Source organism: Mucilaginibacter sp. (genome assembly GCF_039925265.1).
Taxonomy (GTDB): Bacteria; Bacteroidota; Bacteroidia; order Sphingobacteriales; family Sphingobacteriaceae; genus Mucilaginibacter.
Window position 1 is genome coordinate 1 of record NZ_JBDSZG010000027.1, and the last position, 13,707, is coordinate 13,707.

13 protein-coding genes and 1 tRNA gene are annotated in these 13,707 nt (G+C 46.0%); 3 read left to right on the top strand and 11 right to left on the bottom strand.

Annotated features, from left to right (window positions below; translation table 11 throughout):
* The coding region (locus ABIX36_RS12655; protein ID WP_348082528.1) for an FGGY family carbohydrate kinase at positions 1 to 502 on the bottom strand (502 nt) is incomplete at its 3' end.
* Between the two features lie 177 nt (positions 503 to 679).
* Here ABIX36_RS12655 and ABIX36_RS12660 point away from each other — a divergent pair.
* Positions 680 to 753, top strand: a tRNA-Asp gene (locus ABIX36_RS12660).
* A 611-nt stretch (positions 754 to 1,364) separates the two neighbouring features.
* Here the strand turns inward: ABIX36_RS12660 and ABIX36_RS12665 are convergent.
* Complete coding sequence (locus ABIX36_RS12665; RefSeq protein ID WP_348082529.1) at positions 1,365 to 1,988, bottom strand: 2OG-Fe(II) oxygenase; 624 nt, start codon at positions 1,986 to 1,988, stop codon at positions 1,365 to 1,367.
* 37 nt (positions 1,989 to 2,025) lie between these two features.
* On the opposite strand from ABIX36_RS12665, the gene ABIX36_RS12670 reads away from it, so the two are divergent.
* Both ABIX36_RS12670 and ABIX36_RS12675 read left to right on the top strand, forming a co-directional pair.
* Complete coding sequence (locus ABIX36_RS12670; RefSeq protein WP_348082530.1) at positions 2,026 to 4,032, top strand: beta-galactosidase trimerization domain-containing protein; 2,007 nt, start codon at positions 2,026 to 2,028, stop codon at positions 4,030 to 4,032.
* 31 nt (positions 4,033 to 4,063) lie between these two features.
* Positions 4,064 to 5,338: a DUF3472 domain-containing protein gene (locus tag ABIX36_RS12675; protein ID WP_348082531.1), complete on the top strand. Its 1,275-nt coding sequence runs from the start codon at positions 4,064 to 4,066 to the stop codon at positions 5,336 to 5,338.
* A 277-nt stretch (positions 5,339 to 5,615) separates the two neighbouring features.
* Here the strand turns inward: ABIX36_RS12675 and ABIX36_RS12680 are convergent, their stop codons facing one another.
* The 9 genes from ABIX36_RS12680 to ABIX36_RS12720 all read right to left on the bottom strand — a co-directional run bounded on the left by ABIX36_RS12680 (position 5,616) and on the right by ABIX36_RS12720 (position 13,611).
* Complete coding sequence (locus ABIX36_RS12680) at positions 5,616 to 7,274, bottom strand: DHA2 family efflux MFS transporter permease subunit (protein WP_348082595.1); 1,659 nt, start codon at positions 7,272 to 7,274, stop codon at positions 5,616 to 5,618.
* A gap of 17 nt (positions 7,275 to 7,291) precedes the next feature.
* A complete protein-coding gene (locus tag ABIX36_RS12685) occupies positions 7,292 to 7,897 on the bottom strand; it encodes a TetR/AcrR family transcriptional regulator (protein WP_348082532.1) in 606 nt (201 codons plus the stop codon).
* Positions 7,898 to 7,925: 28 nt separating this feature from the next.
* Positions 7,926 to 10,349 carry an AsmA family protein gene (locus tag ABIX36_RS12690; RefSeq protein WP_348082533.1) on the bottom strand — a complete coding sequence of 808 codons (2,424 nt, stop codon included), beginning with the start codon at positions 10,347 to 10,349 and terminating at the stop codon, positions 7,926 to 7,928.
* Positions 10,350 to 10,519: 170 nt separating this feature from the next.
* A complete protein-coding gene (locus ABIX36_RS12695; protein ID WP_348082534.1) occupies positions 10,520 to 10,894 on the bottom strand; it encodes a VOC family protein in 375 nt (124 codons plus the stop codon).
* A 76-nt stretch (positions 10,895 to 10,970) separates the two neighbouring features.
* Positions 10,971 to 11,786 carry a helix-turn-helix transcriptional regulator gene (locus ABIX36_RS12700; protein ID WP_348082535.1) on the bottom strand — a complete coding sequence of 272 codons (816 nt, stop codon included), beginning with the start codon at positions 11,784 to 11,786 and terminating at the stop codon, positions 10,971 to 10,973.
* A 64-nt stretch (positions 11,787 to 11,850) separates the two neighbouring features.
* Positions 11,851 to 12,345, bottom strand: a complete 495-nt coding sequence (locus ABIX36_RS12705; RefSeq protein WP_348082536.1) for an SRPBCC family protein — start codon at positions 12,343 to 12,345, stop codon at positions 11,851 to 11,853.
* A gap of 7 nt (positions 12,346 to 12,352) precedes the next feature.
* A complete protein-coding gene (locus tag ABIX36_RS12710) occupies positions 12,353 to 12,718 on the bottom strand; it encodes a DUF1801 domain-containing protein (protein ID WP_348082537.1) in 366 nt (121 codons plus the stop codon).
* A 5-nt stretch (positions 12,719 to 12,723) separates the two neighbouring features.
* The gene (locus ABIX36_RS12715; RefSeq protein ID WP_348082538.1) at positions 12,724 to 13,200 is read right to left on the bottom strand and encodes a VOC family protein; all 477 of its coding nucleotides are present in this window, start codon (positions 13,198 to 13,200) and stop codon (positions 12,724 to 12,726) included.
* 96 nt (positions 13,201 to 13,296) lie between these two features.
* Positions 13,297 to 13,611, bottom strand: coding sequence for a metalloregulator ArsR/SmtB family transcription factor (locus ABIX36_RS12720; RefSeq protein WP_348082539.1), 315 nt, complete (start codon positions 13,609 to 13,611; stop codon positions 13,297 to 13,299).
* Between the last annotated feature and the right edge of the window lie 96 nt (positions 13,612 to 13,707).

The window sequence follows — 13,707 nt, forward strand, 5'->3', positions numbered from 1 at the left end:
GTTTCATGGCAATGTAGTCGCCGGGCAGCATTATTTTATCCACCTGGTCGTATATCTCCGGTTCGTTCTGCTTTACCCAGGCCAGTTTTGATGCTGTGAAGTTGCCGGGTGAGTTGAGCATATGCGATAAGCAGGTCTCGTGCCCGATGTCTTCGAAGGCTTTATCCCCAATTTCTACCGCGCGGCTGTCGCACCAAATGATGCTGTTACGCAGTACATGATGGTTTTTGTCGACCAAAACGAGTCCATGCATCTGGTAAGCGATACCTATGGCAGCAATATCTTTTGGGTTGTAGCCGCCTTTTTTATGGCAAAGAGAAATAGCCTGGCCAGTTTGTTGCCACCACATATCCGGCGACTGCTCGGCCCAGCCGGTTTTCAATGCAATGATAGGCGATTCCTGTTCGGGATACTGCGCTGACGCGATAATTGCCTGTGTTACAGAATTAACAACGCTCACTTTTACAGACGAGGTGCCAATATCAATGCCTAATAAGAGCATGTTATTTTACTTTATAATTAGCGGACAGTTATAATTGGTATAACAACAACGAATTTAAATTAATTTTTGAATTTGAATGTATTTTGCTGTGAATTAGGCGATAAAACTTATTATCAGATAAATTTTTAAAAAGCACTTGTGTAAAACAAAAAGAGGCGTATATTTGCAGTCCCAAACGGAGTGGTAGTTCAGCTGGTTAGAATGCCTGCCTGTCACGCAGGAGGTCGCGGGTTCGAGTCCCGTCCATTCCGCTAAAAGGGTAACAAAACCCTCTAAAAGCGCCTAAATCATTGATTTAGGCGCTTTTTTTATGTCAAAAGCGCTCGTTTCATACCGCCTTTATGACTCATTCGGTGATCTATTCGGTGACCAGTTTTAAGTCGCTAATTTAGTCACCGAATTAGCTTTTAATAAGTTGATTTTAAAGTGCTTGTATTGTTTTGTTGAGCTTAAAGCAGCTCATCTGAACTCAAAATTAATGCGATTAGGTAACTTAAAAATTAATGTGTTATGAAAACAACCCAAAGATTATCAGTTCTTATTTGGGCCGACAAACGAAAAACAGATGCCGCTGGACTGGTGCCTCTCTATGCAAGGGCCAGGAAACGCACGCGGCGCATACCTTCTGCGGCAACAGCGGTATGGTAGCCCTTTGCGATTTTAAGATCCATGGTAACTGCCTTTTTTCAGGGCCACGCGTTGCCGCACAATCGGTATTTGCGCATTGGTAGTCAAATAAATAAAAAGCAGCAGAGTGGTTGTTGCAAGGCGGGATAGCATCGTTTTTCTTTGCAGCAATTTATCAAAATAAAAGCGAAAACGAGGGAGTCCGCGACAAGCATTTTTAAATATAAAAATGGGGTTAATTCACCTTTAACCAACCCGTAATGCTCATGCGCGATTTGGTGGTAACCATTACCTCATGCGCCATCTCGTTGCTTTTAAAAAACACGCTTTTACCATTGGTTGGTGAGATACGTTGCTCATGATTGGAGTGGTGAATGCATAGCTCGCCGCCGTCTGCCAGCACCCAGTCGGCATTCAGGTACATGATCATGGAGTAGGCGCGGCTGCCATTATTTTGAAACTGGTCGATATGCTTTTTATAGAAGGCACCCTTTTCGTACAAAGTATAATGGAACTCATAGCCGGTAATGCCGGTGTAGCAGGTACGATTAAGGTATTCGATAAAACTGTCCATCAGGTCGAAGAACGCGTTTTCGTGCGGGTCGTTATGCTCGCGGCCCAGCCAGTAAATGCTGTCGCCCCGTACCAGTTTATTATGCACTATTAGTTTATCGTTCCCGGTGCCTGCGGCAAGCATCAGCTTATCTTTAAATAAACCAATGAGGTTGTCCTTTAGGTGGCCGGATAAGGCGAGGCTCAAAAAATCTTCGGAGATACCCACCTGGGTATCCAGATAGGTGTCGATAAGATCGCTGAAGGTTTGTTCCAAGGGGGTGCATCGCAAAGCGCGATCCTGCATTTTGGTGAAGGTAGTTTTAATAAACGGTATTGCTGGTATGCCCGCCGGTTCAAACCATTTGCGTTTCAGGGAGTTGTTTACAGGTATGCAGTATTCATCCAAACAACAAGCCACGCCCATGATGATTGGTGCGGAGGTTTTTATAGAGCCGGGGCAAACGGCTGAAGAGATAGATACCTGGTTTTTGCGGCTAAAGGAAGCGGGGATGGTAGTTACGCGGATCCGCCTCTTTGAAACCTATATGCACCAGTCCAATGGGGTTTGGCACTACAGTCTGTTTGATGTGGCCTACAAAGCAGCCGAAAAGTATGGCATCAAAATATATGGTAACCTGTTCCCTGCTACCGGTTTTACCGACCTCGGCGGGTTGAAGTTCCCAAACGATGAGGCGCATTTGCATTCGATAGCTAACTACATTAAAAACGTGGTGAGCCATTTTAAACAGTTTAAATCATGTTACGGATGGGTGCCGGTTAATGAGCCGGGCCTGGGGCATTTTCCGCAGGAACAGTTCGCCACAGATAGATACGGGGAATGGAAGGCCGAGCAGGCAAACCCCGAATATAACAGTAATGGGTACGATCATTTTGATTTTGCCGGCGAGCGTTTCCACCTGTATTACAATACCTGGTTTTTGCAATGGCTTACTAAGGAGATCCATCAGTATGACGCGGGCAGCATTATCCATGTGAATAACCACGCCATATTTAAGCATGTAGCCGAGTACGATTTTACGGCCTGGCGGGATTTTTTAACCAGCCTGGGCGGTTCGGCGCATGCCAGCTGGCATTTTGGTTATTTTAACCGGCAACAATATGCATTAGCTGTGGCGGCTAACTGCGCAATTATACGCTCCGGCGCGGGAGGGATCCCCTGGTTTATGACGGAGTTACAAGGCGGCAACAACACCTACAGCGGCTTTTTATCGCTCTGCCCAACCGCTTCAGAAATAAGCCAGTGGCTGTGGATAGCAATCGGCACAGAAAGCAAGGGAGCTATATTCTGGTGCCTTAACCCGCGCTCCTCGGGCATCGAGGCAGGTGAGTGGGCTATGCTGAATTACCTGAACGAGCCCAGCGACCGGATGCTGGCGGCAACCGAAATTATAGACGTAATTAACGCCAATAGTGAATTATTTGAACACGCTAAGGAGGTCGAATCAGGCATTAATATCCTCTACACCCGCGAATCGCTTTGGGTGGAGAAGAAACTGCAGATAGGTGGCAAAAGTTATGAAAGCCGGGATGAGGGTGGTGTGATGAAATCTGCCCTGGGCTATTTTGAAGCGTTAAGCGAATGTGGGCTGCAGGTAAATTTTAAAGAGATAAGTGAGTTTGATTTCGCTAAAGACGATTATAGCGGCATCAGTATTATCCTTGCGCATCAAATAGCTATCCCATCTAAATACTGGCCCCTATTGGCTGCCTTTGTACAAAAGGGAGGCAAATTAATTGCCGATGGGTTGACGGGCTATTACGACGAAAACGCGGTCGGCACCATGCGCCTGGGGTTCCCCATGAGGGACATATTTGGTGCCGATATATTGGAATATAAAGCCATAGAGGATGTGCAGGATATCACTATTGAAGGCATTACATTACCCGCATTTGGCTGGGTAGGGCTACTGCGCCCAACAACCGGCAAAGCGATAGCAAACGAGAATAATGCTACATTGGCCATAAAAAATAACTATGGCAAAGGGACTACCTGGTGGCTCCCCACATTGCTGGGGCTTGGCAGCCGGGTACTGGAAGATTATAGCCATTTGAACCGGTTCCTGAAAAAGGCGCTGGATCATTCCACCAAACACAGTCCTTTTACCTTCGATACCCAGCAAAAAAATATGCTGATGAAAACGATGCGGAGTGGCGATAGTATTGTTACCATCATCGTTAATAAATCGGCCGAGCGAAGGGAGGTTAAATTGTTGACGCAGGTTGCATCCCCGGAGCCAACGGTGCTGTTTGCCAATAAGGGAGGTAAAACTGGGGGCAATCATATCAGTATTGATACAGAAGAAACTATGGTGATCAAATGGGAATAATTTTAATTTAGCATTTTGATTTTCTCCCGATATGAAAAAACTACTGCTGATCATTGCCTGTTTTATAAGTGCGGCCGCCGGTGCCGATACGCCAAAGATCATCATCCCGCTTGGCGGCAATGCCTGGGTAAATGGTAGCGCGCTTATAACCGACGATGGGCTTATGCAGTGGACGAGCCCAAAATCAACCGCTGATATTTATTTCGGGGTGCCATCCGCGCAGGAGCTTAACTTGTCCTTACGGCTGCGTGTGCCGGCTGGTAAAAGCACCATCAGCATTACTATTGGCAAAACGGTGTTCACAAAAGAGTTAAGTAATACCGCTTTCGATACGATAGCTATTGGCAAAGTAAATATCGCGCAAGCAGGTTATGTAAAAGTTAGCCTGAAAGGATTAAACAGAACGGGTGCCCGATATGCGGATGTAACCGATCTTATCCTTACAGGCGCGACTGACGCAAATAAGTTTACCTATGTAAGAGTGGGTTCCTCGTACCATTTTGGCAGACGCGGGCCATCGGTGCATTTGCGATACGATATCCCGGGAGAGATAAAAAAAGAAGTAAAATGGTTCTATAACGAGATAAGTGTGCCCGAAAAAAAGGATGTGGTTGGCTCGTACTTTATGGCTGATGGTTTTAGCGGCGGCTACTTTGGTATGCAGGTAAATTCCCCAACAGAGCGCCGCGTTTTGTTTTCGGTATGGAGTCCTTTTACTACCGATGACCCTAAAAGTATCCCCGATAGCCTGAAAGTAAGCCTGCTGAAAAAGGGTGCTACCGTACACGGCGGCGAGTTTGGCGATGAAGGCTCGGGCGGGCAAAGCTATATGCTCTACCCGTGGCAAGCCGGGAAAACGTACGCGTTCCTGCTCCGTGCCGAACCGGATAAAGCCACTAAACATACCACCTATACCGCATGGTTTAAAGATGTTACCGCGGGTAAATGGTTGCTGGTAGCCAGTTTCAGCAGGCCGCAAACTACCAGCTATTTAACCAGCCTGTATTCCTTTGTAGAGAACTTCGAACCCGATAGCGGCAACCAGATACGCCTGGCAAACTTTAAAAACCAATGGCTTGGCGATGCAAGCGATAACTGGCACGAAAGCACCGGCGCAACCTATACCGGCGATGCTACCGCGAAGGCAAACTACCGGAAAGATTACGCCGGCGGCAGCAATGGCGCGATGTTCTTTTTAAAGAATGGCGGCTTTTTTGACGAATTGGTGCCGTTGAACACGCCGCTTAAAAGAACTGCAAGCGGACAGGCGCCGGTTATCGATATAAAGAATTTGCCCAGCGAATAATACATCCCTTTGGCAAATATTATACCCGGTTTTCACGCGTTACGCTAAGTGTTCCACTTGGCAATGTGGAACACTTATTTTTAAAACAATATTGACTGTCAGTATTTTACAGTTTTTTGTGAAACACTTTGGAACACCCCTGTTGTTTAAGTAATTACCACAATTGCCTTATTATTAAATAATTAAGCGAAAGTGCAAATTCGACTGAAAACAAGGTGGAACACTTTTTTGGCACACCTGTTTTGGCGTTTTATATTCCCTTTTACACTATTGTTAATTAATGGTCGGATATGATCATTCCCGGCACCGGTTTCTTCGCCTTTAGTACAAATAGCAGCAGCGGTAATGCCAGCACGAATAGCAAGCCTATCAGCATATAGCTATCCAGGTAGCTCATCAGGGTTGATTGTTTCACGATGGCGAGGTCGAGCAGTTTAAGGGCCTTTAACTTTGCATCCTGCAAACCAATACCGTGGCTTTGAAAGTTGGCCGCGTAGGCGTTTAGCCTGTCGGTAACCTTTGTATTGTCGGCGGTGATGTGTGTAATGAGGTCGACCCTGTGCGATGCAATGCGTTGAAAAGCGTAAGTATTGACGATGGAGATGCCGAACGAGCCGCCCAATTGCCTCATCATGTTATTTAAGGCTGCGCCCTGCGGCACATCTTTAGCCGCCAGCGATGATACCGCCAGAGCCGTTAGCGGAACGGTAAGAAAGGCCAGCCCCAATGCACGGAAAACAAGCGTGTAAGTAATTTCTGCCGCCGAGGATTCCAGCGTGATCTGTGCCATGCGCCAGTTAAAGTAAATGAAACAGAAAAACCCTACAGCAATGATGGCCACGGCAGGCACACCCTTTTGCAAAAGCGTGCCCGATATCATGAGCCCAACAATAGCGAGAATAGCACCCGGCAGCAACAACAAGCCCGTTTGCGATGGTGTAAAGCCAAGCAGCCTTTGCGCTACCACCGGGGTTAAAAATACCGAGGTGAATAAACCGATACCTGTAACAAACGTGAGTATGGCCGCAATGCTTAATGTTTTACTTTTAAGCACCCGCAGGTTTACTACCGGGTGTTCTGTCTTCAGCTCCCATATTATAAATGCCGTTAAAGCAATTACAGCTATCACCGTAAACCAAATGATATAACCGGTTTCGAACCAGTCTTCGGTTTCGCCGCGTTCCAAAACGGTTTGCAGGGTGCTTACGCCAATCGCCAGCAGGGCAATGCCCGTCCAGTCGATACTTTTAACCACTACTTTGATGGGGGCCTCGGTCAATAAGAAGTAACAGGAGATGCCAGCCGCGATGCCTATAGGGATATTGATGTAAAAGATCCACGGCCAGGAGATGTGTTCGGTAATAAATCCACCCAGTGTTGGCCCGATGGTTGGTCCCAGGAAAACGCCTACGCCAAACAATGCGCTTGCCACACCTTGTTTCTCTTTAGGGAACAATTCAAAAACTACCGCCTGCGATACCGACAGTAAGGCGCCGCCACCCAATCCCTGTAAGAAGCGGAACAGCACCAGCGTCCATAAGCTGCTTGCCTGCCCGCACATGAGCGAACAAATGGTGAAAAGTATGATAGAACCTATGTAATAATTCCGCCTGCCAAGTTTGGCGGTGAGGAAGCTGGTCATGGGGATGATGATAACGTTAGCTATGGCGTAACAAGTGATCACCCAGGAGGTGTCTTCCAGCGTGGAACCTAAATTTCCGCTCATATACGATAGCGCAACGTTCACTATCGAGGTATCTATCAGTTCCATTACCGCGGCCAGGATAACGGTGAAGATGAGTAATTGTCTTTTTAAAGGCGACATGGCATTATACCAACCGGTATTTTTTAATTCGTGAGTGCTTGTGTTTTTTATGCCGCCACTTGTTTTGCTTTGGCGATGCAATAGTAGGGAATAAAATATACCAATCGGTATATTTTATGTCAAATTTTTTAAGCCTTTATCATTTTAATAAGCAGCTCGGCCGTCTTCATTATTTGGTTTAAATTATCCTGGCTATCAGTAACTTTGGTTATCATAATGCCACCTTCGATAAGTGCGATGAGGGATAATGCGATGCGTGCGTCGTCAACGTCATATTTAAATTCTTTGGCAGCGATGCCTCCCTGGATCAATCCCTGAATATTTTTTTTCCAGTCCAGTATCGCTTTGGCGGCGCGCTCTTTTAAAAGTCCGTTGGTATCGTCTGCTTCTATGGCTGTGTTTAAAATTGGGCAGCCACCCCGCGGAAAGTAATTTAAACGGGTAAAATGGTCATAAACCTCCACATAAACCATTAATTTCTCATGATAGGTGGCAGCTTGCTGGATGCGCTGCTGGATCACCTTGCGCACCTTAGCGTGGTTATGATCGAAAACTGCGAGCGCTACATCCTCCTTATTTTCAAAATTCCCGTAGATGCTGCCCTTGGTCAGGCGGGTAGCGTCGGTAATATCCGACATGGAAGTACCTGCATAACCCTTTGTGTTAAAGATGTCTGCAGTGGTTTCTATAATGAACTGGCGGGTTTTTTCCGCCTTGGATAATTTGCTTTCCATTTTGCAAATATACCAATTGGTATGCAATTTATTTGTGGTTTTTATTCCAGCCTATTTTAAGCTTGCCCTCTTCCTCGTGCGCACGGATGTGGAGAACGATCCCTTTAAAACGTTTCTTTTTCAAATCCTCTTTATCGATTATCTGCGCGTCGTTTTTTGGGTTGCGTAATGGTACATCCAAAGCTATATCCGTGCCATTGGTAAGCCCGTAAACCCCTGCTACATCCATATTTAACACGCTGGAACTGATCTCCATAGGGTTAATGGTGATCCTGTCACCCATGATATCAAAGTCGCCGTTTAGTGCCGAGAGGGTGATGTTATCAAGGTCGCGGAAAGGAAAGGCAAACTTACCAACGCTCTTAATTGGCTTAAAATTTAAAAGCGCACCGTCTTTTAAGTTGATCAATACTTTACCTCTTATAGAGTGTTTTACAATGTCGCCGGTATTGGTGATAGAGCCGGTAGTGCTTGTTTTAGCCGAAAGCAAGCCTTTTAGATTTTGACTGGTCAGATCTGTTAACCCAAAGTTATCAAAAGCATAAAAGAACTGGCTTACGTTTACATTGCTGATGGTGGTTGCCACTATAAAATCGTTTACTTTGTTTTTTTGCACCAAATTGCCATTTAGTTTTAACGAGCCGCCAGCTGTTTTAAGGCTAACCTGGTTAATGCGGATGCCGTCCTCAGACAGCAGCAGATCTGCATTTACATTGGTGGCCAAAAATTTGCGGTAATGCAGTTCGTTGATCCGCATGTGCATATCTGCCTTGGCGTTGTTAAGTACCGTAGCTAATTGTTCAATCACGTTATCACTGTTTGCGCGTTTAGCCGGTTTGCCCGATGGTTTGGCAGTGTTTAAAAAGCCCAGGAACTCCGCCAGGTATATTTGCGGACTGGTTACCTGCCAACTGATGAGTATTTTTTCGGGAGCGCTGTAGTACAGGTTCATAAAGTTTTTTACCTGGCCCTCCATTCGCACAATACTTTGCCCGCTTTGCAGGCGAATATTCTTCAGCAGTAGATCGTTACCTGTAAAATTCAGCGAGATGGACGAATTGGTTAACTTAAGATTGCGCGGAATATAGTTGATACCCACGTTCGTCAGGTCGATGGTTCCGCTTACTATCGGCTTATTTAGCTTAAGGTTTACGATATCGGCTTTGTATTTTAGGTTCATTTCGGCATTGCCCCGGGTAAATTTGGCCACATTGCTGCCCAGTAAGTAATTAAAGTTGGTAACCGGAAACTTCGATCTGAAATTGCCCGTAGCTATCGGTACCTCCAGGTTGGTGATGCTGCCCGTATCTATCGTAAAAGGTAAATGGCTGTAGCTGCCTTTAAATTTGTTCAGGCGGATAATGGAGTTCGCATCAGAAAATCCCTTGCCTTTGATATTCTCGTTGGTAAATACGGCGTTAAAGTTACAGTCATCAATAATCGCCCCCGGTATAGTGAGCCGGTTATCATTCACCACACTGGTTACATAAAAGTAAGGGTCGCCGCCACCAAAACTGCCGGAGATAATTGCTTTAACGCCGATGGGCTTATCTAAATTGAACTTATTTAACGTAAGCTGTATATTGGGCGCTAACAAGGCCGATGCCCTGCGCCAAAGCAGCTTGTCGTTTGTTAAATGGAAGGCAAAATTATCATCGCCTTTACCGGTAATAAACAGGGCATTCAAGCCAAACACATCGCCGCCAATATCAAAGTCGTTTGATCTTACGCTTATTCTCCCGGTTTGTTCATTAAAGCCGGCATCCAGATTGGTGTTTATTTGTTTGTTCTTGATAAAACTGCCACGTTTGGTGTTAAACGCGAGGTTTTTGGCTAATACGTTTAAATGCACATTGGCGTGCCAGCCGGTATCCGGATAGGTCATTTTGCCGTTCAGGTCATTCACGGCAAAATTGAAGAGCTTATGGTTTTGTTGATTGTTGATGGTGAAATTCACATTGCTCAGGCTCAACCTTTTTAGCTGGGTTGATGAATTACTCTCGTTGGCATCTGCTTTAACGCTATCTTTTTTCCCTTTTTTGAAAACGGCAGTGTTACTATAGCCCGTACTATCGGTGTATAAGTCTATGGATGCGTTGTTGATGCCGATATAGTTGATGCTGATAACGCCGCGGAACAAAGCGCCGGCATTTACAGACACATTAAAATCTTTAGAATCGAGCAATGTATGATGATGTTTGGAGAATTGCCGGTCGCGGATAACAACGTTCTTAAGCGCCAGCGAAATATCCGGGAAGTTAGAGAAGAACGATGGCTTGATATCGCCTACGGTTAAGGTGCCATCTAAATTCTCATTTAGTTTTTTGATCACCTGCGCAAGCACCTTTTCTTTATTGTTGGCTACATAAACAGATACGCCTACGGCCAGCAGGATGAATAGCAGGATCAACGCTCCCAGTACTTTCAATGAAATTTTTAACCACTTAGGCATCACGAATATTTATCTTACAAAGGTTATAGGGCCATTTTGTTTTAGTTTATGCCGTGGTAACTAACATATTACGTTATTTATGCGCCACTATTAAGAATAGTGGCTCAAAAGGGCATAAAAAACGAGGCCGCCAGATCCTGACAGCCTCGTTTTTATCACATACTCCGTTACTATTTTACCGATGTTATCCACCAGGTATTGCCAAAGGGATCGCTTACGCCGCACGTACGGCCGTAATCCTGGTCGCTTAGTTCCATTACCGTGGTAGCGCCGTTTTCAGTGGCAAGTTTGTAGGTTACATCCGCGTCGTCTACATAAATAAAAAGGTTAGCATTGGCTACGGCCCACTGGTCGCTGGCTTCGCAGAACATAATGGTGCAACCGCTGATCATGAGTTCGGCGTGCATAATGTTGTCGGTGTCATCGCGCAAGCGTTTCATGCCGGCATCGGCGTTAAATACCGTTTGAGTAAAATCAATAAACCCGGCTGCGTTCTTCAGCATCAGGTAAGGCATAATAGCCTGGTGTACTTTTGGGATCTCCATTGTTTTTTGGTTGATTAATTAAATAATACATCAAAAGTAGCCTGCCCCCAATAGCCAGAATTGGAAAAACGCGACATCATTCCGCCTCTTTCCATTCGGTGCCCTCGTTATTGCCCGAGAAATATGTTTTGGGATGATAGCCCGAAAATTCCTTAAAGTCGTGAATGAAATGCGATTGGTCGTAATAGCCGCAATCGTAAGCGATCTCGGTAAGCGAGCGGTTTTTGTCCCGATACTTTTCTATAGCCGCCTGGAAGCGGATAATGCGCGAATACAGCTTGGGACTGAAGCCCGCAAACTCCTTAAAATTACGTTCGAACTGCCGGGTGGAGAGAAAATGTTTTTGCGCGAGTGCATCTACCGTAACCGTGCCCTTACTTTTGATGATATAGCCGATAGCCTTAAAAACCGGGGGCGGTTGTTTATGACAACGTGTTAGCTGCGATTCGAAGAAAGCGGTTAAGATGGCCGCACGTTCATAATTATCAGCTGCCAGCATCATTTTTTCTTCGATATCCTTGCCGGCCTGGCCTAATAAAGCTGGTAAGTGCACCTGTTGATTGGTAATTGCCGATGCCGGGATGCCACACAGCGCGGCAATAGCATAGGGATACATATACACACCAAAAATGCCAAATGCTTCTTGTGTATGAAAGCGGCTGAAACTTTGGGATGGACCGCCAACACCCGAAGTGAAGGATGGGCTGGACGAACCATCAGCTGCAATATCGGTAAAGCGCCCTTTGTAATGGAAAACCAACTCGCAGCAACCATCGGCCATGGAGCGGTGGGTATAGGGTTGGGCCGGGGTAACACAGTCATGCTCCAGCACCCAAAAAAAGCGCAGGTATTGCGACAAGTTTGGTTTGCAGGGAATGGTGTAATAGTTCATTGAAATGCAGATGCTTATACGTTATTTGTATCAAATATAAGCATCTGCTGAAAAGCAACCATGTTTATTTCGCCAGTTCTTCAAATAGCTCATCCAGGCGCCAGTGCGAATCTTTAACGCCGCGTTCCATGCCCGATTGGATCATGCCATCTCTATCGGCAACGGATTGAAAAATAGATTGCACGACCACCCTGGTACGGCCGCCGGGCAGTTCTTCCAGCCTTGCGGTTTCTAATGATACGTGGCCCGGTTCGGGCATCCCTTCAAATTCAAAAGTTTGAATGATGCGCTCCGGCGCGGTTACCTCGTGCATTACGCCATGAAAGCCGTAGGCATTACCCTGCGCATCAGAATGTACGTAACGGTAATGGCCGCCGCTGCGGGCATCCCATTTATCAATTTTCATGGTTAGTTCGCGCGGGCCAAGCCAGCGGGGAACCAGTTCGGGATCGGTAAATACTTTGAATACCAGTTCGCGCGGAGCATCAAACTCGCGGGCGATAAACAGGTCCTGTTTGCCGGGTTCGGCTTTAATGGTTGTTTCGTTTTTGCTTGCCATAGCGGTATTATTTAGTTTTTGTTGGTTCTTTTAAATTTTCGTTCAGGCGGAATTCAGCGATCCGGGCAATAAGGTCCAAAGGCATTGCTTTATTTAAAGGGAATTGTACCGATCCTTTTGCGCTTTTGTAGCCGGCAATATCGGCGGCAAAAACCTCCACAGCTAACGAGCCCGGGTAAAACCCGACGTGATTTTCATAGGCGGCAAAATGCGCCAGCAACCCCTTATATTTATAGGTGGGGATGGAGTAGCTGATGCTTTCCTCGGCCTGCGGCACCACTTTCAGTATGACGTCTTTCACCTGGCTCATCGCGTCCTGTGTTGTCTGCGGGAACCAGGTAAAATACTCTTCAACATCTTTTGGGGTTCTCATGATGGCTATTTATCATAATAAGCGGCCTCCAGCGCGGCCACGTCTATTTTTACCATCTTCATCATGGCCTGCATAGCACGTTGTGCCCCTGCAGGGTCGGCACCACCAAGGCACTTGCCCAAAGCATCAGGGATGATCTGCCACGATACGCCGTATTTATCAGTGATCCAGCCGCATTGCATTGGCGTGCCTTCTTCTTCGAGTTTGTCCCAAAGCTCGTCCACTTCGGCCTGGTCCTTGCATTTTACAAAAAAGGATATGGCCGGGCTCTCTATCTTATAATATGGGCCGCCATCCAGTATCATAAACTCAACGCCCTCCAGCTCAAAGGTGGCAGTAAATACCTTGCCTTTCTGCCCCGGGCGTTCATCAGGATGGTTGCGCACATCTTTGATCTTTGAATTTTTAAAAACAGAGGTGTAAAAGTTGATGGCTTCTTCTACCTGGCCATCGAACCATAAAAACGGTGTGATCTTTTGCATAATATTTGGTTTTATATTGTTATCAAAATTACTGTCGTTCGTTTACTCCCGCGGGTGGTAATGCGACCATTTAACGGGCTGAAAGCGCCGCGCCTATTATTTAGCCTTTAGTTCATCTAAAATATCGTCCATCCGGTCGAACTTATCGGCCCAAAGTTTGCGGTATCGCTCTATCCACTCCGATACCTCGTTTAATTGTTCCAGCTTTGCTTCGCAGTACCGCTCGCGGCCCTGTTTTTTCATTTCTATCAGCCCGCATTCCATCAATATTTTAATATGTTGCGATATGGCTGGGCGGCTCACCTCAAAATTGTCGGCTATGGTGTTTAAATTTAGGGGTTTATAGGCTATTAAATTTATAATGTCTCTTCGGGTTGGGTCGGCAATGGCCTGGAAAACATCTCTTCTCATCTTATCCTCATTATGTAAGTGTTCGCTTACAAATATAATGCGTAAGCATTTGCTTATGCAAATTTATTTTCAAATATTTTTGACTTAGCGCCTCAT

What these genes read in the sequence shown, in the direction of transcription:
- ABIX36_RS12665 (WP_348082529.1), bottom strand. Translation starts at nt 1,988, where the DNA reads ATGCAGGATCGCGCTTTGCGATGCACCCCCTTGGAACAAACCTTCAGC.
- ABIX36_RS12670 (WP_348082530.1), top strand. Translation starts at nt 2,026, where the DNA reads ATGCCCGCCGGTTCAAACCATTTGCGTTTCAGGGAGTTGTTTACAGGT.
- ABIX36_RS12675 (WP_348082531.1), top strand. Translation starts at nt 4,064, where the DNA reads ATGAAAAAACTACTGCTGATCATTGCCTGTTTTATAAGTGCGGCCGCC.
- ABIX36_RS12685 (WP_348082532.1), bottom strand. Translation starts at nt 7,897, where the DNA reads ATGGAAAGCAAATTATCCAAGGCGGAAAAAACCCGCCAGTTCATTATA.
- ABIX36_RS12690 (WP_348082533.1), bottom strand. Translation starts at nt 10,349, where the DNA reads ATGCCTAAGTGGTTAAAAATTTCATTGAAAGTACTGGGAGCGTTGATC.
- ABIX36_RS12695 (WP_348082534.1), bottom strand. Translation starts at nt 10,894, where the DNA reads ATGGAGATCCCAAAAGTACACCAGGCTATTATGCCTTACCTGATGCTG.
- ABIX36_RS12700 (WP_348082535.1), bottom strand. Translation starts at nt 11,786, where the DNA reads ATGAACTATTACACCATTCCCTGCAAACCAAACTTGTCGCAATACCTG.
- ABIX36_RS12705 (WP_348082536.1), bottom strand. Translation starts at nt 12,345, where the DNA reads ATGGCAAGCAAAAACGAAACAACCATTAAAGCCGAACCCGGCAAACAG.
- ABIX36_RS12710 (WP_348082537.1), bottom strand. Translation starts at nt 12,718, where the DNA reads ATGAGAACCCCAAAAGATGTTGAAGAGTATTTTACCTGGTTCCCGCAG.
- ABIX36_RS12715 (WP_348082538.1), bottom strand. Translation starts at nt 13,200, where the DNA reads ATGCAAAAGATCACACCGTTTTTATGGTTCGATGGCCAGGTAGAAGAA.
- ABIX36_RS12720 (WP_348082539.1), bottom strand. Translation starts at nt 13,611, where the DNA reads ATGAGAAGAGATGTTTTCCAGGCCATTGCCGACCCAACCCGAAGAGAC.